Source organism: Pseudoalteromonas sp. Angola-7, assembly GCF_028599255.1.
GTDB lineage: Bacteria > Pseudomonadota > Gammaproteobacteria > Enterobacterales > Alteromonadaceae > Pseudoalteromonas > Pseudoalteromonas atlantica.
Genome location: NZ_JAQREL010000011.1, coordinates 88,678 through 115,173 on the forward strand (window position 1 = coordinate 88,678; position 26,496 = coordinate 115,173).

The following is a 26,496-nucleotide window of genomic DNA, read 5'->3' on the forward strand; positions in this document are numbered from 1 at the left end:
ACCTTTAATTAATGGTTAAACCAAGTCACTTTTAGCAACTTTAAGCATAAGCTCGGCAGTACGATTAGCGTAGCCCCATTCGTTATCGTACCAAGCGTATAATTTAAGCTGGGTATTATTAATAACCATGGTAGAAAGCGCATCAATAATGCTACTGCGTGGATCGGTTTTGTAATCAATCGATACCAGCGGTTTTTCTTCGTAACCTAATACGCCAGCAAGCTCGTTTTTAGACGCCTGAGCAAACCACTCATTCACCTCAGCGGCAGTTACACCACGCTCAAGCTCAAATACACAGTCAGTAATAGATGCGTTAGTTAAAGGTACGCGCACGGCATGGCCATTTAACTTACCTTTTAGCTCAGGGAATATATGCGTAATGGCTGTTGCACTACCGGTTGTGGTAGGTATTAAACTTGTCCCGCATGAACGAGCACGACGTAAGTCTTTATGTGGCGCATCAATAATAGTTTGGGTATTGGTAATATCGTGAATAGTGGTCATTGAGCCGTGCTTTATGCCTACTTTTTCTTGCAGTACTTTTACAATAGGCGCTAAACAGTTAGTCGTACACGAAGCCGCAGTCACAATTTTGTGCTCATCTGGGTTATATAAATTATCGTTAACGCCCATAACCACATTTAAAATGCCGTCTTCTTTTACCGGAGCGGTTACCACAACGCGCTTAACACCTTGTGCTAAATATTGATTTAACAGCTCAGTGGTTTTCATTTTACCGCTGGCTTCTATTACAACATCGCAATCATACCAATTGGAATCGCTAATGGTTTTGTTATTGGTAACGGCAATAGTGTGTTTACCCACACTAAAGCTATTCTCGTTTGCTGTAACGCTGTGCGCTAAACGCCCGTGCACTGAGTCAAACTCTAATAAATGGGCATGTGTTTTAGCATCGCCTGCAACATCATTTACTTTAATAAATTCTACTTCTGGCCACTCTAGTGCTGCGCGCAGTGTTAAACGTCCCATACGGCCAAAGCCGTTAATACCTACTTTAATTGTCATAATAAATACCTTTAGTAAAGTTATATCAATTTGCTTAATTAACAGCAGCTTGCTGCACGCTCTGGGCGATTACCCATTGCATTGAGTCGATTTAAATCGTCGTTATAAAACGCAGAATTTTCGTTTTTGGTTTGTGCTATTACGCTAAGAGCCCACTCCGGCAAGGCTTTGTTAATGCTGTAATACACCCATTGATTTTGCTTACGGTCGCTCAATAAGCCACATTGCCTAAGCTGCGCTAAATGGCGCGACACTTTAGGTTGGCTCAGTTCAAGCGCAGCAACAAGCTCACACACACACAGCTCTTGCTCATGGCTAATTAATAACATGGCTTTTAAGCGTGTATCGTCGGCTAAGCATTTGTAAAATTGTAGTGGGTTGAGTTGTTCCATAGCATCCTCGTTTAGTTAGTGTGCATACAATAAAACAAAATGAGAATATATGAAATAGTGAATATGCGATTTTTCGTATATTTATTTAAAAGCCCACTTCAATTAATGTGATTTCTAGTAAATTGCAGCGCACAAAAAAGCCCAGTGGCAAACCACTGGGCTTTTGTAGCGTTTTAGTATGGGCATACTTGGTGTGCTTTATCGCTGCTGCCATTTAAAGCCTTATGCTAACAAGGTATTTACGCAGGTCTGTGCGATAAAAAGATGCCCTACGCTTTGCTCTACTTCACAAGCAAAGTCTAAATTAATAAGCAGGTACGTTATACATTGTGCCTGCACAGTAGCTATTGAGGTAATTACCACTAAGTTGCAAAAGAAAGCGCGAGATGATCAAGTAATGCTCGTATTCTTGCCGGTAAGTGGCGGTTTGAAGCATACACTGCATTTAGCTCCAATATGCTTGCTTCATAGGGTTCGAACAGCAACTGCAATGAGCCGTCTTTTACGTAAGGCTCAGTCACGTATTGTGGGCCCATGCCTATTCCCAGCCCTTGTGAAGCCATGTGGGTTACTGCTCTGGGGGAGTTAGAAGCAAAATCACCGCTAACATTGACGGTGAACGTATTGCCATCTTCCTTGAACTTCCAGTTTTCAGGGTCGTTTTGAGAAGTTTGCAATAAACAATTGTGTGTCGCCAGCGCACGGGGATGGCTTGGTTTGCCATTGCGCTTTAAATACTCAGGAGAGGCAAAAAAAACAATACGCATATCCATCAATTTTTTTGCGATCAGCGTTGAATCCTTCAACGGCCCAAACCTCACAGCAACATCCACACCTTCATCGATAATAGCCACGTACTGATCAGACAGGTTCAACTCAACATTGATTTTCGGATGCTTGGCTAAAAATGGGGCCAGTGCATCAACTAATTTAGTACTGCCAAATGCGGTAGGTGCGGTTAAGCGAACCGTGCCAGACAGAGCAGACTGACGATGCTGAATGACATCTTCTAGCTCTTCAAATTGTTCCAGCAAAGGAACGCATCGCACAAAATACGCCTGCCCAGTTTCGGTCAAGGTAACAGTGCGCGTAGTACGGTGGAACAACAAGGCACCGTGCTTTTGCTCCAGCTGAGCAATGTATTTACTCGCCAGTTTAGTGCTTATGCCTAGTTGCTTAGCACCACCTGTGAAAGATTTTTGCTTTGCCACCGCAATAAACGTGCGCATGCCGTCAAGTGTATCCATAAGAGCTCCCTATATTGCTCCGTGTAATGCTTCGCCCAATTTATGAATATTTTGTACATAGTGATTCCATAAATCAACATATTGTTCATAAGAGACTCAACGCCTAATATTTACCCATGCCACAACAGGTCAGTGGCTAACAGCAAAAGTCATCAGTTAACGATTAAATAAGGTCAATATCATGTCAAACGCCATTAAAATTCACGGTTTTCCATTATCCGGCCATGCCCACCGAGTAGAGTTATTTGCAAGTGTTGCAGGCATAGCCCATGAAGTTATTTATGTAGACTTACCCGCGGGGGAGCATAAACAAGCCCCCTTTTTGGCTCTCAATCCATTAGGTGTAGTACCAGTAATTGAGGATTCTGACGAGGTAATCCACGATTCAATATCAATCTTGATTTACTTGGCACGCAAATACGCACCTTCATATATTCCGCAAGATCTTGCCAGCGAAGCTGAGATGCATCGTTTCCTTGCCATGTCTGCAGGAGAGATATCCTACGGCCCTGGTGCAGCGAGGTTAATTAATGTTTTCAACTCGCCGGTTGACCCTGTTTTCGCTAAAGAAACAGCAGCAAAAGCCCTAACAAAACTGGAACAGCAACTCAATGGCAATGACTTCTTAGTGGCAAATAAAGTGAGCTTGGCTGATTTTGCGATATACAGCTATGTCGCCCACGCTCCCGAGGGTGATGTATCTCTTGACCCATATCCAAATATACGTCGCTGGTTATCTAACGTAGAGGGATTAAGCGGTTTCGTTCCTATGCAGGCTACAAAAGCAGGACTGGTAAAGTAAGTGTTTGTTTTAGCGGCTCTGCCTTTCAATGAATAGGTTTGAGCCCGACATTCTTTTGCATCACCAGTTTAATATTTTTGGCAAATGCTTATCCGGCGCACATCGCTCATGGAGTCATTATGAATACACACATTACTTCAAGTGCTTTTCACGAAGGTGAACAGCAAATGCAAAGACGTGCCGGAAGTTACGAAAAAATGCGTACTATTGGCCGCCGCGCGATACGCGAATTTATGCCAGATCAGCATAGGCAGTTTTTCCAACAACTGCCGTTTATGGTGTTGGGTAGTACATCGGATAAGGGGCAACTTTGGGCGTCAATTTTGCCTGGAAAGCCCGGCTTCGTGCAGTCCCCTTCCCCGACTCAGCTCACAGTAAACACCCCAATTTTATCAGGTGATCCATTAGCCGCAGCAATCACACAAGGTGCTCGATTGGGTTTATTGGGGTTAGAAATGGCGACCCGGCGTAGAAACCGCGTCAACGCTTGTGTTACTAGCGCAGCGAGTCACCAATTTACCCTAGAAGTTGAGCAATCTTTTGGCAATTGTCCGCAGTATATTCAAACTCGCGACCTTCACTTTATCCGTTCGCCAGATGCGCCATACAAGGCCCCGCGCGCTGAAACGTTCTTTGAATTAAGTGATGCCTTAAAGACCTTTATCCGCCAAGCGGATACGTTTTTTGTTGCCAGTTCTGCGGGTCACGAACCTGCAAACGAAGTAAACCGTCAGGTATCTGCCCGTAATGCTATGGGGGTTGATGTGTCACACCGTGGTGGCATGCCAGGTTTTATAAAGGTTGACGAAAACACCCTCACCATTCCTGATTATGCAGGAAATAACTTCTTCAATACGCTGGGTAATTTCGTATTAAACCCCAAAGCGGGTTTACTGTTTGTTGATTTTACCAGCGGCGATGTTTTTATGTTAACCGGCACGGTTACCTTGCTGGAGAGTGACTCACCGATAATTAAAGGGTTTCAAGGTGCGCAGCGCGGCTGGCAATTTACCCTAACCCAAGGGGTGACATTAAAAGCGGCACTTCCATTTCGCGCTCAATTCGATAGCTACTCTCCCAATTCTGAAGCAACGGGTACTTGGTCACAGGCAGAAGCAATCGTTAAAGCACAAGCTAAACGCAACCAGTGGCGCGCATTTACCGTCAGTAAAATCGAAGACGAGAGCAGTACAATCCGCTCATTTTACTTGCAGCCAAAAGATGATTCTCCCGTACTGCCATTTTCCCCAGGGCAACACTTAACCCTGCGTATTAAACAGCAAAATACTGAAAACTGGCTTGTGCGCAATTACACTGTATCCAGTGCCCCATCGCAAAGTGGTTACCGTATTTCAGTAAAACGTGAAGAGTATGGTCTGGTATCAAGTACCTTGCATTCTCGAATATTGATTGGCAGTGAAATACAGATTAAAGCACCAAGCGGCCATTTTTTTATCGATAACTCACAACAGCGCCCAGCCATTTTAATAGGTGCAGGTGTGGGCATTACACCAATGGTGGCCATGGCAAATGATGCAGTTAATGAAGGTACACGCACTCGCTATATCCGCCCGATGGCAGTTATTCAAGCCGCAAAAAATAGTGAGCAACGCGCTTTTTATGCAGAGCTGAGCAACATTGCAAAGCGCAGCGCTGGGCGTATTCAGTATTATTCTGTCTTAAGTGATATTCACTACGCTCAGACAGAGAGTTCTGCGGCGTCGAACGATTACACTTCCCAAGGGCGAATTAGCCAAAGCTTGGTAATGGACGTACTTAATGCAATGGCCACAGAGCATAGCGTCGATTTCCCATCGCTGTTCGACAAAGACTTTTATCTGTGTGGCCCCCAAGGTTTTATGCAAAGTATGTATGACTTACTGATCGGCATTGGGGTAAAAGATCAAGATATTCATGCCGAAGCGTTTGGGCCGTCGTCTTTAGCACGCCAATCAACAGATACCAGCGACCACGCTGAGCTAGAGGCTGAATCTGCTGTGATAAAGTTTGCCCACTCAGGTATTGAACAAAGCTGGTACAAGGGTGACAAGCCCCTGCTCGACGTAGCCGAAAGCAAAGGGCTTACGCCACCATACAGTTGCCGCAACGGCCAATGTGGCTCGTGTGCGGTTAAAATAAAAAGTGGTGCTGTAACGTATCGCACCAAGCCAAGTGCGCATATTGACCCACCAGACGTATTGTTATGCTGCGCTGTGCCAGCGAAAGATTGCGACACTGTTATATTAGATTTGTAGCTCAATTAAACAGGCTAATATTCAAAGTCACTTATTGATGAAACCTATACAAGTTATTCAACGTTACTTTACCCAAAGAGGATTTAAACATGAGTACACGCCCACCACTGCCCCCTTTTACCCGCGAAAGCACCATCGAAAAAGTGCGCCTAGCAGAAGATGGTTGGAACAGCCGTAACGCTGAAAAGGTATCACTTGCTTATACAGTGGATACCAAATGGCGTAATCGCAGCTTTTTCGTGAACAGCCGCGAAGAAGCCGCTGCATTTTTAACAGGAAAATGGGAAAAAGAATTGGAATATAGGCTGATAAAAGAGTTATGGGCTTTCACTGAAAATCGTATTGCCGTGCGTTACGCGTATGAGTGGCACGACGACAGCGGCAACTGGTTTCGCTCCTACGGCAACGAAAACTGGGAATTCGATGAAAACGGCTTAATGCAAAATCGCTTCGCTTGCATCAACGACTTACCCATCAAAGAATCAGAGCGCAAATTCCACTGGCCTCAAGGACGCCGCCCCGACGACCACCCAGGGTTATCGGAGTTAGGGCTGTAAGCACACCCAATACATCCGATACAAACGATAAAGCCTGCCCTCTATCGGCGTTCATGCAGAACGCCTTAACCCTTTTCATCCTCCCAACATTTTTCAGCATTAAAGAGCTGCTTACTTAATCACTGCAATGACAAATACATCTGTGTCAATTGATGGTACATAGGTTAATTTAATCATGCTGTTTTCATGTATTTATAAGCTATTTAATAAACTTTGCTTATAAAAAAGCCCAGAGGCAAACCACTGGGCTATTACAATACTAAGTAATCAGTTAATTAAATAACCGAAAGTTCTACTTCAATATTACCGCGTGTAGCGTTTGAGTATGGGCATACTTGGTGTGCTTTATTTACCAGCTCTTGCGCCGCCGCTTTATCCATATCACCGAGTGATACAGCTAATTTAACTGCAATGCCAAACCCGCCTTCAATCGCGCCAATAGATACTTCAGAGTTAATGTGTGTATCACTTGGTAACGCAATTTTTTCGCTACCGGCTACAAATTTTAGTGCACCAATAAAGCATGCTGCATAACCAGCTGCAAATAATTGCTCTGGGTTTGTGCCTTGTCCGTCGTCACCACCTAGCCCTTTTGGGGTTGATAAGTTTACATTTAAACGGCCATCGTCTGATTTAGCTACACCTTCACGGCCACCGGTTGCAGTTGCTTTTGCTGTGTAGGCAACGTTTTGTAATACATTCATAGTGAACTCCAAAGTTTATCAATTAATTTAATTTGCATGCAAAATAATAGGTCAAGTAATTAGAGATTGCAAATACTTTGCATGCAAATTAAAATGTTTTTTGAGTTGAAGGTATTAACGCACTAGGAGTTAGGTATGTCATTTGAGCAATTAAAATTAAAAAATCAGCTTTGTCATAGGTTATATATGGCATCAAATAGCATTGCACGTGCTTACCGTGAGCCTTTAGCTGCACTTAATTTAACGTATCCGCAGTATGTAGTAATGATGGCGCTGTGGGAGCAAGACAAAATAACCATAGCGCAGCTAATAGATAAAACTGCTATTGATGGTGGCGCTATGACCCAAATACTCAAAAAAATGACCGAAAAGTCTCTGCTGGCTGTTATTAAAGATGAGCACGATAAGCGTAAGCGCCTAATTCAGCTTACCCAAAGTGGGCAAGCCCTTAAAAACGAAGCTGCTGATATTCCAAAAAATATATTATGTAAGTTTGAAAGTGTAGAGCCCACACAAGCCAAACAGCTAATGCTGCTGCTTGATTTAGTAATAAGCGATTTAACAACTAAAAACGATGATGAGTTAGCCAACTAACGCAGTTATTTTTTGTTGAATAAACGCCCTAAATGCGCTGATCACCGGGGTCATTTGGCGCCGATCGGCGTACATCATATAAAGCGGTAGCGGATCGCTTTGCCACTCGGGGCATAAATGAACGAGCTGCCCGCTTGCTAAATCATCAATAACATCTAAGTACGACTTATACGCAATGCCTTTGCCCTCTAGCGCCCATCGCCTAACCATTTCGCCATCGTTTACTATGTGTTGGCAATTTAGCTGCACTTTTTGCACTGCGCCATTTTTATAAAATCGCCACTCTTTGAACACTTCACCAAAACGCATAAAGGTAATGGTGGTGTGCTGCGTTAAGTTAAGTGGATGTGTAAGCAACCCATTGTTTGCCACATATTCAGGAGAGGCCACTAAAATACGCGCATTATTTAAAAAAAGTGGCGCTGCAATTAACTGCGAATCTTTTGGTACACCAAAGCGCAGCGCAATATCAATTGATTGGCTGTAAATGTCGCTTACTTCGTCACTTAAGTGCAGTTTAAGTTTTACATGCGGGTAGTGTGCTAAAAACTCATTAAGCCATTCACTTAGTTTATTGCGCCCTAAGTCGCACGGGGCCGATACCTGTAGTGTCCCTGTTACTTCGCCCACTGCGGTTTGTACTGCAGCTACCCCTTGTTGAATAAGTGAAAGGGAGTCTTTGGCGTAACTTAAAAACTGCTCCCCTGCCACACTTAAGCGTAAGCTTCGGGTAGAGCGAATAAACAGCACGTTTCCTAAGTCTTTTTCTAGGCGCTTAATAGCTGCACTTACCGCCGCTGGGGTTTGCTCGTTTTGTCGTGCAGCTTCAGAAATACTGGCGCAACTGGCTACATCTATAAAAGTTTGAATATCGTTAAATGATCGCATATTTTCAATTAAAATTTGAAAGTGCTTTAGTTTTTCATGTCTTTTTCTATTTTTCAACTGAGCTATAGTGCTTATAAGTTAAAAACACTTGGTTAAAATCATCAGGAACGCACATGAAAGCATTTGGCTACACCAAAAACACTAAAACGCTTACAGCAAGCTCTATACAAGCAATTGAGCTTGATACCCCAACAGCCAGCGGGCACGACCTACTTATTGAAGTAAAGGCTATTTCGGTAAACCCTGTAGATACAAAAATACGTGCAAATGTAGCGCCAGAGCAAGGCTACAAAGTATTAGGCTGGGACGGCGTAGGCGTTGTAAAAGCCGTTGGCGAGTCGGTATCGTTATTTAATGTGGGAGATCGTGTATTTTACGCTGGCGATTTATCGCGCCAAGGTAGTAATGCGCAATTTCAATTAGTTGATGAGCGTATTGTAGGGCGTGCGCCTAAAACATTAACCGACGCACAAGCCGCAGCGCTGCCGCTAACCAGTATTACCGCCTACGAAATGCTGTTTGAGCGCTTACAAGTGCCTAAAAATAAGCAAAATACTCAGCAATCTATTTTAGTTATTGGCGCCGCAGGTGGCGTTGGATCTATTTTAGTACAGCTTGCCAAGCAGATTACGGGGCTAAAGGTGGTAGGTACTGCATCACGCGAGCAAAGCGTAACCTGGCTTAAAGAGTTAGGAGCGGATTATGTGCTCGATCATACTAAAAATTTAAACGAGCAGCGCATAGAGCTTGGTTTAGCTGAGTTTGATTACGTTATTAGCTTAACCCATACCGACCAATACCAAGATCAAATAGTTGAGTGTATTAAACCGCAAGGTAAATTTGCGCTAATAGATGACCCTTCATCGTTCGATATTTTAAAGTTTAAGCGTAAATGTATATCGGTGCATTGGGAGTTTATGTTTACCCGCTCGCTATTTACTACCGCCGATATAACAGCGCAGCACACCTTACTTAATGAAATTAGCGAGCTGATAGACTCAGGTATACTTAAAACCACGCTTGGGCAAAATTTAGGGTTAATAAACGCCGCTAATTTATATAAAGCACATCAAATTTTAGAATCGCACACCGCACGCGGTAAACTTGTTCTAGAAGGCTTTTAAGCATGAACCAGATTAAAAAAATACTTTTAGCAGCAGCCTGCAGCACCGCATTTTTAACCAGCAGTGCATTTGCTAATACCCAACCTACGCACACCGATTTAAAAACAGTTGCTACTTTCGACGCGCAGCACCCACCGGGTAATATTGCTATTACGCCATCGGGTCGTAAGTTTTTATCGGTACATGGTTTTTACGGCCAAAAACAAAAAATTATGGAGCTATTAAGCGATGGCACCACCAAACCCTACCCTAATGAAGAATGGGCATACGCGTATAAAAACGGCAAAGGCTTTTACGATGTACTTGGCATAAATGTATCTGCCGATGGCGTGTTATGGATGCTTGATACATCAGGCCCTGATCATGCTGGGCGTTTAGTCGGTTGGGATACCAACAAAGAGCAGCTGCATAAAATAATTTATTTAGCTAAACCCACCATTACCGACACCTCGTTTTTAAACGATTTAGTTATCGATAATAAACACGGCGTTGTATACATTGCCGACACCGCACAAGGCAGCCAAGCCGCTATTATTACCGTAAATTTAAAAACAGGTGAGGCGCGCAGAGTATTACAAAATAGCCCATACACCACAGCCGAAAACATCGACATGGTCATTGAAGGGCGCACCATGAAACTAGGCGGCCAACCAGCACGTTTAGGGGTAAACCCAATCACACTCGACCCAAGCGAACAGTGGCTTTACTTTGGCTCTATGTCTGGCACATCGGTTTATCGTGTTGCCACAAGCGATATTAATAATAAAAGCCTGAGCGCAAGCGCCCTTGAAAGTAAAGTAACGCGTTACGGCACTAAACCAATTTCAGATGGCATTATTGTTGATGGCGGCGGCAATGTGTATGTTACCGACATAACCAACGGCGCAATTGGTGTAGTAAAACCAAGCGGTAAATACCACGTATTATTTAAAGACGAGCGCTTAAGCTGGCCTGATGGCTTTAGTTATGGCGCCGATCATAAAATATATTTTACCGTAGATGAGTTACATCGCTCGCCAGTATTAAATAACGGTAAAAACGCCAGCCAAGGAAAATTTAGTGTGCTGTCGTTCGACCCACTAGTAAAGGGTAAAGTAGGGCGCTAAATACAGCGTATAAACCATACGCCACGCACCCGCTGCGTGGCTTTTTGGTGCAACTTTTAAGCCTTTTAGCCCCAAAATGGTGCTAAGCGCTCAAAAGTTATTTTTAGTGTTTTAATAAATATCTGATTTGTATTCATAAAATATTCAATTAACAGTTGGCATAATTCTTCCACAGTACAGATGTGTTCAGTGAAACTTTCAAGGAAAATACCATGGCTAACCTATACCACACCCTTTACCTACTATGGCGTTTAGACATTAGCGTATGGCAGGTAAACGATCCGAGCAATACCCATACCACGTGCGACAAAGAGCGCGTTTACAGCCGATAAATTTCGTATTTATAGGCTTTGCAAGCGCGGCCATTGCGTTGTATTGTTAAGTAACTAAAAACAATATGATTGGAACGTGTATGCACGCCTTAGAAGTAAATTTTGATGGCTTAGTTGGCCCTACTCACAACTATGCGGGTTTATCGTATGGTAACGTTGCCTCGTTAAATAATGCGGCAAATTTTTCAAACCCTCAAGAAGCTGTGTTACAGGGCCTTGAAAAAATGAAAGCCATGCACGACAAAGGCCTAACACAAGGTGTGTTTGCGCCCCACGCACGCCCCGATTTAAACGTACTACGTCGCCTAGGTTTTACCGGCAACGACTCGCAAGTTATTCATAAAGCATTTAAAGCCGACCCTATTTTATTGCGCGCGTGTTATTCGGCCTCTGCAATGTGGACTGCCAATGCCGCTACTGTTTCTCCATCGCCAGACACCCTCGATGGCAAAGTGCACTTTACCTCAGCTAATTTAAACAATAAGTTTCACCGCTCGCTAGAGCCTGCTACAACTACCCGCTTACTAAAAGCCATGTTTAATAACGATAGCTACTTTACACATCACACGCATTTACCCGATCAGGGCTTTTTTGGCGACGAAGGCGCGGCTAACCACACCCGACTTTGCGACAGCCACGGCGAGCAAGGCCTAGAAATGTTCGTATTTGGCGCAAGTGCCTTTAACAGCCAGTTACCAAAACCGGCTAAGTTTCCTGCAAGGCAAACACTAGAAGCCTCAGAAGCCATTTGCCGATTACATAATTTAAGAGAATCGAGCCAAATTTTACTGCAGCAAAATCCAGATGTTATAGATCAAGGCGTGTTTCATAACGATGTAATTGCAGTAGGTAACGCAAACGTATTGCTTTGCCACCAGCAAGCATTTTTAAACCAACACGATGCCCTGCAAGAAATTCGCGATGCCTACACCGGCAACAAACAGCTATACATAATTGAAGTACCTACTGATAAAGTAAGCATTAGCGATGCAGTAAGCAGTTACTTATTTAATAGCCAATTAGTAAGCCTAGATGATGGCTCAATGCTATTAGTAGCGCCACAAGAGTGTCAACGTAATAGCGCAGTAAATGCCTACATTGAAGAAATGATTTTAGCCGATAACCCAGTAAACCAAGTGCAGTTTTTTGACCTGCGCCAAAGTATGCAAAATGGCGGCGGCCCTGCCTGCCTGCGTTTACGTGTAGCTCTTAACGAGCAAGAACTTGCTGCGGTAAACCCAGAGGTTATTTTAACCGATAATAAATACACTCAGCTTTGTGACTGGGCAAAGCGTAACTACCGCGATAAGCTAGGTGCAAGCGACTTTGCCGATTCAGCCCTACTCACCGAAAGCTACCAAGCACTGGATGAACTAACCCAGCTGCTTAATTTAGGCTCGGTATACGACTTTCAATTAGAAGGGTAATACTCGTCAGCAAAAAGCTGATACAAAAATAGCGAGCCAAGGCTCGCTATTTTTATTTGTGTTTGTGCTAATAGAGTTTAAAGGTTTTATTTACCGTTATTAACCGTTATTGCCGATGCCATCGACTCAGATATATGCAGCGTTCGCTGCGGAAACGGAATACTCAGCCCCGCGCCTTCTATGGCCTCTTTAACGCGTTTATTTAAATCCCACACGGTTTGCCAGTAATCGCCATTTACAGCCCATGCACGTAATTGAATATTTACTGCGCTTTCGCCTATTGAAGTAACCATTACTTTAGGCGCAGGCTCTGCAAGTAATCGGCTTTCTGATTCGGCAACTTCTTTAAGTACATTTAAGCCAACATCAATAGAGTCGGCGTACGAAATTCCCACCACTATATCCATGCGCCTTTTACCGTTACGGGTAAAGTTTTTAATGTTGCCGCCCCACACTTTACCGTTAGGCGATGCGATATAAAGGCCGTCGGTGGTTTTAAAAATGGTCGTAAATAAGTTTATTTCGTTCACTGTGCCAAGCGTACCGCTCGCATCTACAAAATCGCCTATTTTAAATGGCCTAAGTATTAATAACATAATGCCGGCTGCAATATTACTTAAAGTGTTTTTAAGGGCTAAACCAATCGCTAAACCCGCCGCGCCCATTAGCGCTATTAAGCTTGCCGTATTAACGCCAAAAATATCTAAAATAAACAGCCCAGCAATTATGTAAACTAAATACCCCGCAATGCTCGATAACAGCGGCAGTAGCGTTTCGTCTACTTTTTTTAATGGCGACTTAGAATTTTTAATCGCTTTTTTTACTGAACGCGCAATAAGCGCGCTCGCAACTAAAATAGCCAAAGCTAATACCACTTTGTAACCTAAAGTGATAATTGTTTCTGAATGGCTTTGCCAAAACACAATAAGTTTATCTTTCATACATATTCCAACTATGGGCTGATTATCAGCAAGAATTAAATCTATACACTTCAAAAGAAGTGGCGGGAGTATATAGTAAAAATTTTAAAGCGATAGCATTAAAATAAGTGGAAGGTGTGCCTATATCAGCAAATTAATTGGGCAAAGTTTTTCTTTTTTTCGCTTAAATTTTCACACTTAAAACCTTAGTGCTCACAAACTAGTTAACCTATGGCGTACATACTTTTGTTCAAAAATGCGCAAAGTAAAATAAAGATTAACTTCAAGTAACTATTCTAAAAACCAGTTCAATCTAAATTCAGCTTAGCCCTTCTACAATCTGCTCTATAAACTAAAGGAGTAAATCATGAATTTTAAATCAACATTAGTCAGCAGCGCCGTTCTTTTTGCATTAGCCGGGTGTGGCTCTTCAAGTGATGACAATGGCACAACACCGCCACAATCTAGCGACAAGTCAACCTTTAGCCTTGGTGTGTCAGATGCGCCGGTTAGTGGTTTAAAAGCGGTTAACGTCGTGTTTGATTCAATCACTATTAAAACACAAGGCGATGAAGAATTTAGTTTTGAAACCCGAAGTGAAGCTGACGCATCTCAACCACAAATGGTTAATTTGCTCGATTACACCGGGGACGATGTTTTTGAGCTGATTGACGATCAAGAAGTGCCAGCAGGCGAATACTCGTGGATCCGCGCTCAAGTTATAAATGGCGATACAAATAACCTTAGTTTTACATCTCACGTAGTATACGAAGACGACAGCATTGCTCCGCTCGTGGTAAAAAGAAAAGGGAATGATGGTGTAGGCGAAATACAACTCGATGGCTTTACACTTAACCAAACTGATAACGACTTTGTTTTAGAATTTGACCTAAAAAAATCGCTGGTCGATCCCCAAAATAATGAGGAGATCTTTTTAAAACCTAGAGGCGTACGATTACAAAATCTTTCTGAGTCACAAGAAATTGAAGGCACAGTAAGCCAAGCGCTTATTAATAACTGTGAAACAGACAATATCGCCACTGCTGCTGCAGATTCAACGTTTGGACACGCCGTATATTTATATTCATCAGATGCTCAAACACCTAAAGATATATACGAAATAGATGAGCAAACCCCAGAAGATGCTCCACTTGCGACCGCAAATGTTGTATTTGATCAAGACGATAACCAATATGAGTTTGAGCTTGCTTTCATTACACCGGGAGACTACCAACTTGGCTATACGTGCACCGCACATATAGACGATGCAGAGCTAGAAGATACTGATTTCACTGTTTATCAACTTAAGCAAATTAGTGTACCGCAAACTGAGGACCTTTCAGTTAGCTTTGACATAACACAATAAACGTATAGCGCACTTTAAGGTGCGCTTTTTTTATAAAAAGTATAACAAAAACGAACACTCCACCTTTGCAAAAACCCATTAAAGCCACTCACCTAACATCATCCAAATAATTTATTCGTAAAGTGACCTGCATTCAAGCCCCGTTAACCCAGAACTGGTACAGTCAATAGCACGTATTAATTAAACCGTTCTTATCATTTTGAATATGTAAACATAGGAGAAATAATCATGGCGAAAGAAAAAGTAGTTCTAATTACAGGTGCCTCTAGTGGCATAGGTGAAGCGAGTGCAAAAACATTGGTTAATAACGGCCATAAAGTCATTCTTACCGCCAGAAGTGAAGATAAATTAGCTGAACTAGTTGAGTCATTAGGTGAAGATAACGCACTGAGTGTACCCGCAGATGCCACCGACTTTACCGAACTTGAGAACGTAGTAACAAAAGGGCTTAAAAAATTTGGCCGACTAGATGCCGCATTTGCCAACGCGGGTATGGGCGTTTCAACCGCAGGCACCGAAAAAGGCGACCCCGATGAATGGTCAACCATGATAGACGTAAACATTAAAGCCCTGCTGTGGACGGCAAAAGCAACCCTGCCCCATTTACGCCAAAACAAAGGCCACTTTATATTAACCAGCTCAGCCGCTGGCCGTAAGCCAATAAAAGGCTCTATTTACGGTGCAACTAAATGGTTTGCTTACGGGTTTGGGCAAAACTTAGCTGAAGAAATGAGCGAATGGAACGGCCGCTGTACCACCATAGCCCCTGGCATGGTAAACACTCCATTTTTTGATGAAGCAAAACCCGACAAACTCGACCCACAAGATGTGGCCGACGCCGTACTATTTGCCATTGAAGCAAACCAGCGCAACAACGTGCGCGAGATATATTTAATGCCGACTAATTAACGATGATTGGTTGAATTTGAGCTTTCAGGTTTAATGCCAATGGCGTTAAACCTGACGGTTAAAAGCTAATCTGTACCCACAGCGTCTAAAATATTCTTGACGTCTTCGTTAGATGCCGTTTCGTCGCTATTAGGATCTTCTTCGTTATTAATATTAGTTTGTTGTTGTAATACTTGTTTCGCTAGCTTAGTGAAGTCGCAAGCAATGAATGACTGCTCATGAATTTCTTGTTGTAACTTTTGAATGGTATTCAGTGCTAACCCATTTAATATATATTCAACTTCAGTTTTAACTTTCCTTACTTCATGAAATAGTTGGACCGCTTCATAATAATCAATTACAAAGCTATGGCTTGGGTACCCCTCAATCAATTTATTCAATGAGCTTTCTTTAAGGTTATTAGATTTTTGATTTAGTCGCTCAGCATATTCAAACGCTATACTTAGCGCCCTTTTTTGCTCACCCAATTTTACAGGATCAATCTGCGCTGAAATAGGTTTTATTAAGCTTTCACTTAAAGTTGAAGCGATATCCGATGCTAGTTTAGTATTTAAGCCACTGCCATATTTGATGTCTGTAACATAATGGCGAAAAGATTCAATTACTCTAGTCTGTAAATTATCGAGAGCTTTAAATATATCCAAAGTAGAGCTCTGCTCGCCCATTTCATCTCTTTTTCTAGTTTGAATATCTAAAGGGCCGAGCTCCCCTAAAGGCCCATAAATTATTTCGTTTGCTGCTATAGCTATTAACGATCCTGCGCTTTTACACATTTCAGGAATTGCTACTGTTAAATTTTGATATTCATACTGTAGTAACCTTGCCATCTTATAACCTGCATGGGGATCACCACCGAAAGTATTAATAATTAGAACAACTTTATCGCCTTTTGTACCATCAATATTCCGTTTTTCTAACTCTGATGATAGTTTTGTGAATCCCTCACAGGAAATTGTGCCCGCATATAAAAATATATCAGTCGATTCGAGTTCATCGACTAATCCTAGATGATATTTTTGTTCAATCGGTTCAACGTGTTCCATTACTTTATAGATACTCCATGCAAAATAAATCGTTCGAAATATAGCATGCCATTATAATGTATGCGAATTTATGTTTGCTTTGCAATAGTCTAATCTATAGAATCGCGGCACGATTTTTGTAAGTTTTGCTTACGTAAATGGTTGAGTGCTATTTAGTAGCTTTTTTTTAGAATGAGTTATATAGTTAGCTGGAGAGCAAGGATTATACGCTCTACTTATCTAACATAAATGAAGGGGATTCGCATGAGTATAAAAAACATCCTAGACTTTTTATTATCTGATAATGCTAAAGAAATTGCTAATAACTTTGATAAATCATCAATTAAAGGTGCTCAAGTTGTTGGGCGTGGTACTGTAGTAGTTGATGGTAAAGAAATAGCCTCTTCTCAAGAGTTCACAGCATTAAAAGAAGCTGCTTCTCGTATTGTTAAAGCGGAAAACCTACGTGGTGCTCAAAGGTAAGGTTAAGCTTTGTTTGCCTTACTTATTTTACCAATTTTGATAAGTGGTTTTATTCACTTATCACGATACCCCAAAGAAAAACTAAAACTCCACCGATATGACGGTCAATTACTTTACTTGAAGTCAGCCAAACACGGTGTTGTATACCTCTTAGTTACTTCATTGCTATGTTTTTTATTGAAAGATTTTGCTATTGCAAATTACTCATTTCAACCAGTAACCTGGTTGTTAGATATTATTAAGAGTAGAGATTTAAACAAAGAGAAAATATCAACTTCAGAGGTTCAATTTACTTGGTTATTGGTAATATCTTTCCTTACTGTAATTTTTTCATATTTCTGTACATGTTTGGCTCAATTTTATACATTTTCGTTAGATGCACTTTCAGAAAGATACTACGGAAACAAAGTGCAGAGTATCTCTTATCTTGGCGAAATTCTGAAAGATAGTCCGATTGACAGTTTATTTTATAATAGTTTTAGTAACTTAAAGCCAATCTTAATTACTCTAAAAAGTAAAAAAGTTTATGTAGGTATTGTAAACCAACTGGGTGAGCCTAATGAATCATCTTTGCCAAACCAAGAAATCTCAATAGTCCCAGTATTATCTGGATACCGTTCCTCGAATGAGCTTAAGGTCATATTTACAAATGACTATAATGCATTACATTCTAGTGAGAATGATATCAGTACAATTATTAAAGTTTGTGAAATAGAAACTGCATCATGGTTTAATACTGAAGTATATGAAAGTGTAAATGGTAATGTTGATAATACTCAGTCCCAGAGTGGAGACTCTAATATTAATTAGAATTCCGCAAAGGTATTTTCGGTGAGCCGTATTATAAAAAACAGTACGCCGACGAATGTCCCTATTTTATACTATTTTCATCCTAGCTATAAAATAAATACCTGTAAACAAATAGTTAGCTTCACCTTACCTTTCCTAAATGTAGCAAAACCCCAAAATGGTGGAGATCAGTAATATCAGACATATAGCTGTGTAGTTGTACTAGTTGATTATTAATTAACAAATCATATTTTAAATACCTGTGTTTAAATCAATAACGCATACACACATTAACCCTTAACCTTTTAACTCATTGTTTATTATGGAATTAGTTAAGAATCACAATCTACTTCTATTGAACCCTTTGTATTTTTACTTCATATTAGCTGAACTACTTTTCAATTATTAGGCTGTTATGTCACTTTTAAAATTTAGCCAAGCACTTATTTTTACCCTTGCGAGTACCCTACCGTTTACAAGCCACGCGGCGCTTAATAAAAACGAGCGTGAAATAGTAAAACAAGTTGAGCAGAACATGCCGCAAGCGCTTAAAGAAATAGAACAAGCGGTAAACATTAATAGCGGTTCACTAAATATTGAAGGCGTAAAAAAGGTGGGCGCGCTTGCAAGCGAGCAACTAAAAGCCATTGGTTTTAAGGTTGAGTGGCTAGATGGCAGCGCTTTTAACCGCGCAGGGCATGTATTAGCTGCGCACAAAAGTAAAAACCCCGATGCAATAAAAATACTGATGATCGGCCATCTAGATACGGTATTTGCTAAACACGATAACTTTACTACCTATAAACCAATTGATGAACACACCGCCAGTGGCCCAGGTGTAGCCGACATGAAAGGTGGTAACACTATTATAATTACCGCGCTTAAAAGCCTGCAAGCGCTTAATTTACTTGAAAACGTAAGCGTAAAAGTACTGCTTACCGGCGATGAAGAAAGCAGCGGTCGTCCACTTAGTTTATCTAAAAAGGCGATTGTTGATGCAGCAATTTGGGCTGACGTAGCGCTAGGTTTTGAGAACGGCGATAACAATATTAAAACCGCGATGGCGGCGCGCCGTGGTTATACCGGTTGGACGTTAAATGTAACGGCCAATGCCGCACATTCATCGCAAATATTTAGTGACAATGTGGGCTATGGCGCTATTTACGAGGCGTCGCGTATTTTAAATAACTTTAGAGAGCAACTAGCTACACAACCTAATTTAACCTTTAACCCGGGGCTTATTGTAGGCGGTACAAATGCCGATTACGACAGTGCTAACTCGTCAGCCACTGCGTTTGGTAAAAGTAACGTAATTGCGCAAACCGTCCATGTAGCGGGTGATTTACGGGCGCTTTCGCCAAAGCAGGTAGAAGGCGCTAAAAAAGTGATGCAGCAAATAGTGGCTAAAAGCTTAAATGGCAGCCACGCTGAGCTTATTTTTGAAGACGGCTACCCACCAATGGGGCTCACCGAGGGTAATAAAAAGCTGCTTGCACTGTATAGCCAAGCAAGCCAAGACTTAGGCTATAACAAAGTGGAGACTGCAAACCCACGTAATGCCGGCGCGGCTGATATTTCGTTTGCTGCAAACCATGTTGATATGGCGCTTGATGGCCTAGGCCTAATGGGCAGTGGCGCACACACTAAAAACGAAACCGCCGATTTAACCTCACTTAATAAAAACACCGCTAAAACAGCACTGCTTATTTACAGATTAGGGCAGTTATAGACGCAGGCTTAGCCTTTATGGGTTAATAGGCTCTAACCGTTTGCCTGCTACTTGTAATGCAAACTTACGCAACGTTTTAAGCTGCGGGCTTTCGGTTTGCCAATAGTGCCAGTATAAAGGTGTATCAATATAATATTCTGGGAATAAATCGACTAACTCGCCTTTTATCAGCGAATCTCCTAGCTGTAATGTAGGTAATAGCCCATAACCTAGGCCTGCTATCATGGCTTGTTTAAATCCCTCTGACGAAGGGTAAATATGGGTAAACAGTGGGGCTGAGCCATTAATATCTTCTAAAAATTGGTGTTGTAGCTTGTCATACTCACTAAATACCAAGCAAGGTAAATGCGCTAATTGCGAAAGCTCAGTAAGCTTATGTTGTTTTATAAAATCGGGGCTTGCAATGGCTTTGTAGCGTATGGCGCCAAGTGGGCTAACTAGGCCGCCATTAACGGGCTCGGGGGATGAGCTAATACACACCATAACCTCGCCGTCTTTCATTCTTTTATGGGCAATGGATTGATCTTCACTAATGACTTCAAAGCGTAATTTGCACGCAAGCTCTGTATCTAATACGGCGAGTGCTTCGGGCAGCCAGGTGGCAAGCGAATCCGCATTAGCAGCAAGCTTTACGCTAAGCGGGGTGTTTAAATCTGTGTGCTCGTTAAGTGCCTCTACATTAAGGGCCACTTCTAGCTGTAATACTTGCTGTAAATGATTAAGTAAGCGCTTGCCTAATGCTGTTGGCGATGGCGGCTGGGTTCTTATTAATACGGGTTCGCCTAGTTTGGCTTCTAGCTGATGAATACGCCTACTCACCGCCGATTGGGTAATAAATAATTTTTTTGAGGCTTTTTCAAATCCGCCTTCACTTATAACGGCACTAAGCGCATTGAGTAACTGGTAATCAATCATGAGTTTTACGCATATAACAATAAATATATTCATTGGATTTGTAACAGAATCCCCCCTACCCTGCAAGGCATTGGATAACAGGTTTTATTTTAGCGGATTAGAAGTATGTCGTTTTTGTCGGGTGTGATGTTAGGGCTAAGTTTAATTATTGCCATTGGGGCGCAAAATATTTGGATTTTAAGCCAATGTATGGCGGGCGCTAACCGTTTTGTTTTAGCTGCGGTTTGTATACTTTGCGACGCCACGCTAATTATTGTAGGTGTATTTGCCGCTAATGAGTTAAAGCTATGGCTGCCGGGGTTATTACCGTGGTTAACGTGGGGCGGTATAGCTATGTTACTTTACTTAGCATTTGGCTCTGCGCGCAGCGCAATTAAAGGCACATCGGGGTTAAAAGTAACTCAGGTAATAAAAGTGAGCTGGTGGAAAACGGCCCTTGCGGCCTTTGCTATAAGCTTACTAAATCCACATGTTTATTTAGACACCGTATTGCTGCTTGGCAGCATTGGCGCATTACAACCCGCGCCTATGCACTTTGCTATTGGTGCTTGTGTGGCCTCTGTTATTTGGTTTAGTAGCTTAGTGTTGTTTGCGCCAAAATTAAAAAAGGTTTTAAGCTCCCCATTTAGGTGGCGCGTATTTGATAGCTGTATTGTAGTTATTTTATGTGTTGTAGCGTTTCAGTTATATAACGTGCCAAGCCAATAAGCCAAAACAGCGGTAGTTATGTATTAAACTACCGCTGTTGTTAGCCATTTTATAAAAGACTAAGACATTATTTTATAAAGTAATTCTCGCACTGTGGCCGGTTCAAACGGTTTATCACAAATAGCATCAACTCCTGCTTGCGCAATATTAGCTAGGTGAGTGTCGTTTGCCTCTGAGCTCACCATTAAAATAGGAATATGCGAGTAAGCATTTGAGCCACGTACAGTTTCGGTTAGTTCGCGACCATCCATTTCTGGCATGTTGTAATCGGTAACGATTAAATCGAACGATTGCTCACTAAGGTGCGCTATGGCTTCTTTTCCGTTTTCGGCTTCTACCGGTTCGGGGATCCCCATGCCAGCAAGCACGCGTATTATGTGTTTACGAGCAAAGCGGCTGTCGTCTACTACAAGTACGCGAAGTAGCGTTACATCAAAATGATCAAGATCTACTTCTTCTTCGCTTATTATATCGAGAGTTGCTTTGAGTGCGCGAGTAATGGCTTTTGCGCTAAAAGGCTTAGGTAAAATAGCCAACACACCCGACTGGCGTAGTTGCTCAAGGTACTTTTTATTACGCTCACTCGATATAAGCATAAAAGGTTGATGTTCAGTGGCGGGGTTAAGTCTTATTTTTTGCAATAATGAGTCGGCTGTGCCGTCTGATAAGTACATCGAGCTTATTACTAGGTCTGGGTGGTAACTTTCAAGTAACGATAAAACCTGCGCTTGAGTAGCCGCAGTTTCTACTTGTTTAACACCACTTTCTGCAAGCGATTTTATTATTATTTTTTGCTGAACTTCTGAAGGCTCTACAAGTAAAATGGACAAGTTTGCTATTGCAGTTAGGTCGCTCATTCAAGTCTCTTTAGTATTGTTATAATAAGGATAATAATAACATTGTTGACTCGTTAATATTATATAAAGAGATTGTAATATTTAAGAAAACATTAGCAATCTCTTCAAAATATAGCACTTTCTAATTAGATTGGATGTATTCTAATGCATTCATTTTTTTGTACGTTACATTGCTGTGCATTATGTGAACAGGGTTAGGGTCTACCACTTCTACAGGTATGTCGTAATTACGGGCTACTTCTAATGCCATTTGGGTGATATTTACACTAAACGAGGTGCCCATAAATACAATTTTATCGGCGTTGAGCATACGCTGTTGTGCTTCGGTTATTCTGTAAAGCTCGGTGTAAAATTCATCGAACAACAACACAAAAGGCTTAAACGAATGATTAAGCTCCGGTGTTTGGTTTTGAATATTAAATAGCTCAAAAAGAGACTCATGCAGGCGACTTTCATCTACACTATCCCACGGAGTCATAAGCGGTTTAACGGCTTCGCCTTGCTCATGAAATAACGTCATTTGATCGAGCCTACCGTGTATAGCAATGTAATTTTTGTTACCGGCTTTGCCATCAAGACCATCTATATTTTGGGTTATTAAATTTTTATCGCTCAGCCAATGGTGTACTTCATTAGGGCCATGGTTACGATAGGCAGCAAAACGGTTGTAATACCAAGCTAAAAACTCGCGCGGATTGTTTTGATACATAGCACGCGTGGCCATTTCCATAGGCGTATAGTTCTTACTGCCTATAGTCCAAAAGCCATCTTCGCCTCTAAATGTAGGTATGCCACTAGCAGCACTTACCCCTGCACCGGTAATATAAAGTGTATTCACTGTGTTACCTCGTACCCTAATACATCGCTTATTACTTGCTGTTGATTATTCATGCCGCCAATACGATATAAAGCCCCATTGTGCTTAAGTAGCCCGCGGTGATCCATACTGCCAACAGCTACATTAGGTAATACCTGCCACGTGTTTTGCTTTATATCAAAACGCCACACATGGTTGCTCGCCGGAGCGGGCTTTTTATTGTAGCCAATACCATCATAGTTATAGGGGTTGTTAGAGCCGCCCAGCATATAAATATTGTTATTGTAGCTAGTAGCAGCCATACGGTAATGCGACTCCCCCGTAGGGTGGGGCAAAGTACGCCAGTCTATTTTTAGCGGGTTGTTGGCATTTATTGTGCCTTTTAAACACTGCGCAACACCTGCAAAAGAGCGGCGTGAATCTGGATTTGCTTGGGTTTTAACGCCATCGCAAATAACAATAGTATTACCACTAATAGCAGCCGCTTGGCCAAATACTGGCTCACCTAAAAAAGGCGACGCCTGCTGCCATGTATTGTTTTTAGTATCGTAAACTTGTACTAAATTTACGTTGCCATCGTTATGCCAGCCGCTAATAAGGTATATGTAACGCTCTTTGTAGCTTAGCGCTACGCTGTCATCAACCGGTACTGGCATGCTTGCAAGGTGTTTATACGTGTTGCTTTTTATATCGAAACGGTACACATCGGGGCTTGAAATTTCAGTATGATCGCTATCTACCGTATAACCACCAAAAATATAAGCGTATTCACCTAAGCCAACAGCAGTACTGGCTAAGCGCCCCTTTAATGGCAAACTTGAAGGCACACTCGCTTGTTGCTGCCAAGCGCTATCGCCCAGTTTTAGCGAAAATACCTTATTGTGTACATCTGTGTGTTGTTTGTTTTTACCAAGCCCCATAAAACTCAAAAAATAGCGTTGGTTTTCAACAGTAACCTTAGCTACGGCATTGTTTGCAACGGGTTCGGGTAAAGCAGGAAGGCTTGCTAACGCAATAGAAAAAAGAAGGCTCATAAAAACAAATAATATAAAAGTGACTAATACACTTAGGGTAAATTATTTTACCTGTATGAACCAGCTAACTATAAGTAATTTACCTTATTAATGCGTGTGTTTAGGTGTGCTGCGTTTTACAAACCATCTAATAATTAATGGTGTAGCCAGCGGGCTAAATTAGATAAGCGAATTTACAAGCAGCGCCTAATTTACACGCCTTATTACTTGATTTTGAGGCTTTATTTGTTAATTTTATTTAAAAACTACAAAACTTTAATAATTTAGCGTTAAGTTTTAAAACGTCCTTACTACTTAGTAATTTATGCTAGTTAGCCTAATAAAGTGTACTTTTAGCAATATAAAGTATGCTAATATTTTGTGGTAACAAATGTTTTACAAAAATATATCCTGTTTTTGATTTTTGATCCCTGTGGAGAAACCTAGGTGAAAATACCTAAAAAGTTATTGTGCTCACTTATTATTGCCTCACCAATACTTGCTGCAGAACCATTAAACGACGATGACTTAGACCTTGACGCGTTAATGGGAATGGATGTTCAAGCAACTTCTGCAATGAAACGAGCACAATCGGCCTTTAACACCGCCTCTTCTATTTATGTGCTAAGCAAAGAGCAAATTACAAGCTCGGGCGCTACCTCTATTCCTGAGGCATTAAAAATGGTGCCAGGCCTTACCGTAAGACAACTTGATAACAATCAATGGGCTATTTCTGCACGCGGTGTTGCTTCACGGTATTCCAGCAAATTATTAGTAATGATAGATGGGCAAAGCCTATATACCCCCAAATTTGCGGCTGTGTATTGGGAGTCGTTGCATGTGCCTTTATACGATATTGAACGCATTGAGGTTATTCGTGGTCAGGGCGGGTTGTTATGGGGTAATAACGCAAATAACGGCGTGATCAATATCATTACTAAAAATAGCTTAGATACACGCAACACTTACGCTAAAGCAATTACAGGTAATCAAATAAATGCCGACATAAGCCTTCGCCATGGTGGTGATATTTCTGATATTGGTAGTTACAGGGGCTACTATAATACTAAAAATACCGCACCATCTAAAAAAGGCAGCCGCATTAAACCTAATGACTTTACTAAACAGCACGCTGGCGGCTTTAGAGCTGATTTTACGCCAAGCGATGAGTGGTCAATCCTCCTGCAAGGGGATCATACCCACACAGAGCACGGCCAAAACCTTACTGGGGTAGTAGATGCGTCTAACCGCAGTCAGCAATTTCCAACTATTGCAGATAGGCGCGATACGCGATTAATGACCCGTGTTGAGCATCGCCTTTCAGATAATGCAAACCAAATGCTGCAAATGTCGTGGCTTAAACAACATGGTGAACAACCCTATATAAATGAAGATTTTGAATCGATTGACGTTGATTATCAAATGAACTTTATTACCGGAGCACTCCAGGTAGATTGGGGGCTTAATTATCGATTTAATGATATTTCTTTTCAAGACAGCATTTTTATTAATAGCGATAAAGACCTAGAAGACCTTCATCAATACGGTGCTATGCTGCAAGCGCAATACAGTGTTATTCCTGATACGTTAAACCTCATTGTAGGCACAAAAATAGAGCATAACGATTTAACCGGTTGGGAAAATCAACCCCTTGCCCGCTTTACCTATCAGCCAAATAGCGAGCACCTAGCATGGGGTTCAATTTCACGAAGCGTACGTATTCCTACACTAATTGAATTTAACGATAACTTTAGAGTAAATGGCCAAAAAATCTCAGACGTTATTGGCATGCAGTCGGGTATTGCTGAAATAGATCAATACCATATAGCTACATTTTTAAATGGTAACGATAACGTAAAAGCCGAAAATTATATCTCGTACGAGCTAGGCTACCGTATATCAAAGGCGGAGTGGTCTTTAGATGTTTCTGCATTTAATACGCAAGCGGATGATGTGGCCGTAATTAGTTTAAACCCTCATGTAGAACAATTTATACCTGCATTAAACTTTTACTTAGCCGGGGAAGTGTCACAAGCATTTGCGGCGCTTCAAACAACAAGCTTAGATTACGACTTTGTTTCGGTAGGTGAAACCACCACAACCGGCGGTGATTTATTGTTCTCGATGCAACTAATGGACAACTTAAGCAGCGAAGTTGGCTACAGCTATACAAAAATAGATTACGACTTACCTAATGCAACACGCCCTACTATTGGCTACGACTCAGTAAACAGACAATTATTTACTAAACTGAATTACCAATTAAGTGAGCAGCATTCTATTTTTGCCACGCTAAGAGCCGAAAACTCAAGCACTTACAATACAGATAACTACACCGCTGTAGACCTTACATGGAACTGGAAAATAAACAATAACTGGGCCACAGCAGTATCAGGCAAAAATTTATTTGCAGGCTCACACATAGAATACGCCAATACTCGCGAAACATTTACGGTTCCTAATTACATAGACGAGTGTGTCACGTTTTCTGTTAGTGCAACATTTTAAGAGAGC

The 26,496-nt window shown here is 41.6% G+C and carries 27 protein-coding genes; 15 read left to right on the forward strand and 12 right to left on the reverse strand.

The window, feature by feature from the left end; genetic code table 11:
• Positions 1-15: 15 nt before the first annotated feature.
• The 4 genes from PSH50_RS14640 to PSH50_RS14655 all read right to left on the reverse strand — a co-directional run bounded on the left by PSH50_RS14640 (position 16) and on the right by PSH50_RS14655 (position 2,665).
• Positions 16-1,026 (reverse strand): ArsJ-associated glyceraldehyde-3-phosphate dehydrogenase, encoded by a 1,011-nt coding sequence (locus PSH50_RS14640; protein ID WP_273586908.1) that lies wholly within the window; start codon positions 1,024-1,026, stop codon positions 16-18.
• Positions 1,027-1,064: 38 nt separating this feature from the next.
• Positions 1,065-1,418, reverse strand: a complete 354-nt coding sequence (locus tag PSH50_RS14645) for a metalloregulator ArsR/SmtB family transcription factor (RefSeq protein WP_006794425.1) — start codon at positions 1,416-1,418, stop codon at positions 1,065-1,067.
• A gap of 85 nt (positions 1,419-1,503) precedes the next feature.
• Positions 1,504-1,632 carry a hypothetical protein gene (locus PSH50_RS14650; RefSeq protein ID WP_273586907.1) on the reverse strand — a complete coding sequence of 43 codons (129 nt, stop codon included), beginning with the start codon at positions 1,630-1,632 and terminating at the stop codon, positions 1,504-1,506.
• Positions 1,633-1,780: 148 nt separating this feature from the next.
• On the reverse strand, positions 1,781-2,665 hold the full coding sequence (locus tag PSH50_RS14655) for a LysR family transcriptional regulator (RefSeq protein ID WP_273586906.1): 885 nt from the start codon (positions 2,663-2,665) through the stop codon (positions 1,781-1,783).
• Positions 2,666-2,846: 181 nt separating this feature from the next.
• On the opposite strand from PSH50_RS14655, the gene PSH50_RS14660 reads away from it, so the two are divergent.
• The 3 genes from PSH50_RS14660 to PSH50_RS14670 all read left to right on the forward strand — a co-directional run bounded on the left by PSH50_RS14660 (position 2,847) and on the right by PSH50_RS14670 (position 6,279).
• Positions 2,847-3,467: a glutathione S-transferase family protein gene (locus tag PSH50_RS14660; RefSeq protein ID WP_273586905.1), complete on the forward strand. Its 621-nt coding sequence runs from the start codon at positions 2,847-2,849 to the stop codon at positions 3,465-3,467.
• A gap of 119 nt (positions 3,468-3,586) precedes the next feature.
• On the forward strand, positions 3,587-5,722 hold the full coding sequence (locus PSH50_RS14665; RefSeq protein WP_273609811.1) for a pyridoxamine 5'-phosphate oxidase family protein: 2,136 nt from the start codon (positions 3,587-3,589) through the stop codon (positions 5,720-5,722).
• 89 nt (positions 5,723-5,811) lie between these two features.
• A complete protein-coding gene (locus PSH50_RS14670) occupies positions 5,812-6,279 on the forward strand; it encodes a nuclear transport factor 2 family protein (RefSeq protein ID WP_273586903.1) in 468 nt (155 codons plus the stop codon).
• Positions 6,280-6,554: 275 nt separating this feature from the next.
• Here PSH50_RS14670 and PSH50_RS14675 read toward each other — a convergent pair whose 3' ends face one another.
• Positions 6,555-6,983, reverse strand: a complete 429-nt coding sequence (locus PSH50_RS14675) for an organic hydroperoxide resistance protein (protein ID WP_029773654.1) — start codon at positions 6,981-6,983, stop codon at positions 6,555-6,557.
• 135 nt (positions 6,984-7,118) lie between these two features.
• Between PSH50_RS14675 and PSH50_RS14680 the strand changes: the two genes are divergently transcribed.
• Complete coding sequence (locus tag PSH50_RS14680; RefSeq protein ID WP_273586902.1) at positions 7,119-7,577, forward strand: MarR family winged helix-turn-helix transcriptional regulator; 459 nt, start codon at positions 7,119-7,121, stop codon at positions 7,575-7,577.
• On the opposite strand, the gene PSH50_RS14685 is transcribed toward PSH50_RS14680, so the two are convergent.
• A complete protein-coding gene (locus PSH50_RS14685; protein WP_029773656.1) occupies positions 7,566-8,465 on the reverse strand; it encodes a LysR family transcriptional regulator in 900 nt (299 codons plus the stop codon). The genes PSH50_RS14680 and PSH50_RS14685 overlap by 12 nt on opposite strands.
• Before the next feature lie 113 nt (positions 8,466-8,578).
• Here PSH50_RS14685 and PSH50_RS14690 point away from each other — a divergent pair, with 113 nt between their 5' ends.
• The 3 genes from PSH50_RS14690 (at position 8,579) to astB (ending at position 12,454) form a co-directional block, all read left to right on the forward strand.
• The gene (locus PSH50_RS14690; RefSeq protein ID WP_273586901.1) at positions 8,579-9,589 is read left to right on the forward strand and encodes a zinc-binding alcohol dehydrogenase family protein; all 1,011 of its coding nucleotides are present in this window, start codon (positions 8,579-8,581) and stop codon (positions 9,587-9,589) included.
• A 2-nt stretch (positions 9,590-9,591) separates the two neighbouring features.
• Positions 9,592-10,695, forward strand: a complete 1,104-nt coding sequence (locus tag PSH50_RS14695) for an L-dopachrome tautomerase-related protein (RefSeq protein WP_273586900.1) — start codon at positions 9,592-9,594, stop codon at positions 10,693-10,695.
• Positions 10,696-11,107: 412 nt separating this feature from the next.
• Entirely contained in the window at positions 11,108-12,454 is a 1,347-nt protein-coding gene (gene astB, locus PSH50_RS14700; protein WP_273609812.1) for an N-succinylarginine dihydrolase, read from the forward strand.
• Positions 12,455-12,540: 86 nt separating this feature from the next.
• On the opposite strand, the gene PSH50_RS14705 is transcribed toward astB, so the two are convergent.
• The gene (locus tag PSH50_RS14705; protein WP_029773660.1) at positions 12,541-13,395 is read right to left on the reverse strand and encodes a mechanosensitive ion channel family protein; all 855 of its coding nucleotides are present in this window, start codon (positions 13,393-13,395) and stop codon (positions 12,541-12,543) included.
• A gap of 346 nt (positions 13,396-13,741) precedes the next feature.
• On the opposite strand from PSH50_RS14705, the gene PSH50_RS14710 reads away from it, so the two are divergent.
• Entirely contained in the window at positions 13,742-14,740 is a 999-nt protein-coding gene (locus PSH50_RS14710) for a DUF4382 domain-containing protein (protein ID WP_273586898.1), read from the forward strand.
• Between the two features lie 228 nt (positions 14,741-14,968).
• The gene (locus tag PSH50_RS14715) at positions 14,969-15,649 is read left to right on the forward strand and encodes an SDR family oxidoreductase (protein WP_096042718.1); all 681 of its coding nucleotides are present in this window, start codon (positions 14,969-14,971) and stop codon (positions 15,647-15,649) included.
• A gap of 65 nt (positions 15,650-15,714) precedes the next feature.
• Here PSH50_RS14715 and PSH50_RS14720 read toward each other — a convergent pair whose 3' ends face one another.
• Positions 15,715-16,692 (reverse strand): hypothetical protein, encoded by a 978-nt coding sequence (locus PSH50_RS14720; RefSeq protein WP_273586897.1) that lies wholly within the window; start codon positions 16,690-16,692, stop codon positions 15,715-15,717.
• A 96-nt stretch (positions 16,693-16,788) separates the two neighbouring features.
• On the opposite strand from PSH50_RS14720, the gene PSH50_RS21250 reads away from it, so the two are divergent.
• From PSH50_RS21250 to PSH50_RS14735, 4 genes are all read left to right on the forward strand, one after another.
• Positions 16,789-16,848: a hypothetical protein gene (locus tag PSH50_RS21250; RefSeq protein ID WP_369127934.1), complete on the forward strand. Its 60-nt coding sequence runs from the start codon at positions 16,789-16,791 to the stop codon at positions 16,846-16,848.
• A gap of 87 nt (positions 16,849-16,935) precedes the next feature.
• Positions 16,936-17,154: a hypothetical protein gene (locus PSH50_RS14725; protein ID WP_273586896.1), complete on the forward strand. Its 219-nt coding sequence runs from the start codon at positions 16,936-16,938 to the stop codon at positions 17,152-17,154.
• A gap of 9 nt (positions 17,155-17,163) precedes the next feature.
• A complete protein-coding gene (locus PSH50_RS14730) occupies positions 17,164-17,964 on the forward strand; it encodes a hypothetical protein (RefSeq protein ID WP_273586895.1) in 801 nt (266 codons plus the stop codon).
• A 394-nt stretch (positions 17,965-18,358) separates the two neighbouring features.
• Positions 18,359-19,672: a M20/M25/M40 family metallo-hydrolase gene (locus PSH50_RS14735; RefSeq protein ID WP_273586894.1), complete on the forward strand. Its 1,314-nt coding sequence runs from the start codon at positions 18,359-18,361 to the stop codon at positions 19,670-19,672.
• Positions 19,673-19,687: 15 nt separating this feature from the next.
• Here PSH50_RS14735 and PSH50_RS14740 read toward each other — a convergent pair whose 3' ends face one another.
• Positions 19,688-20,587, reverse strand: a complete 900-nt coding sequence (locus tag PSH50_RS14740) for a LysR family transcriptional regulator ArgP (RefSeq protein WP_273586893.1) — start codon at positions 20,585-20,587, stop codon at positions 19,688-19,690.
• Positions 20,588-20,692: 105 nt separating this feature from the next.
• Between PSH50_RS14740 and PSH50_RS14745 the strand changes: the two genes are divergently transcribed.
• Positions 20,693-21,295, forward strand: a complete 603-nt coding sequence (locus PSH50_RS14745) for a LysE/ArgO family amino acid transporter (protein WP_273586892.1) — start codon at positions 20,693-20,695, stop codon at positions 21,293-21,295.
• A gap of 59 nt (positions 21,296-21,354) precedes the next feature.
• Here PSH50_RS14745 and PSH50_RS14750 read toward each other — a convergent pair whose 3' ends face one another.
• The 3 genes from PSH50_RS14750 to PSH50_RS14760 form a co-directional block, all read right to left on the reverse strand.
• Positions 21,355-22,152 (reverse strand): response regulator, encoded by a 798-nt coding sequence (locus PSH50_RS14750; RefSeq protein ID WP_004587007.1) that lies wholly within the window; start codon positions 22,150-22,152, stop codon positions 21,355-21,357.
• A gap of 121 nt (positions 22,153-22,273) precedes the next feature.
• Positions 22,274-22,990, reverse strand: coding sequence for a Sir2 family NAD-dependent protein deacetylase (locus tag PSH50_RS14755; RefSeq protein WP_054981658.1), 717 nt, complete (start codon positions 22,988-22,990; stop codon positions 22,274-22,276).
• Positions 22,987-24,003, reverse strand: coding sequence for a kelch repeat-containing protein (locus tag PSH50_RS14760; protein WP_273586891.1), 1,017 nt, complete (start codon positions 24,001-24,003; stop codon positions 22,987-22,989). Before PSH50_RS14760 ends, PSH50_RS14755 begins: the two co-directional genes overlap by 4 nt.
• Positions 24,004-24,429: 426 nt before the next feature.
• Here PSH50_RS14760 and PSH50_RS14765 point away from each other — a divergent pair, with 426 nt between their 5' ends.
• Complete coding sequence (locus PSH50_RS14765) at positions 24,430-26,490, forward strand: TonB-dependent siderophore receptor (protein WP_273586890.1); 2,061 nt, start codon at positions 24,430-24,432, stop codon at positions 26,488-26,490.
• Positions 26,491-26,496: the final 6 nt, after the last annotated feature.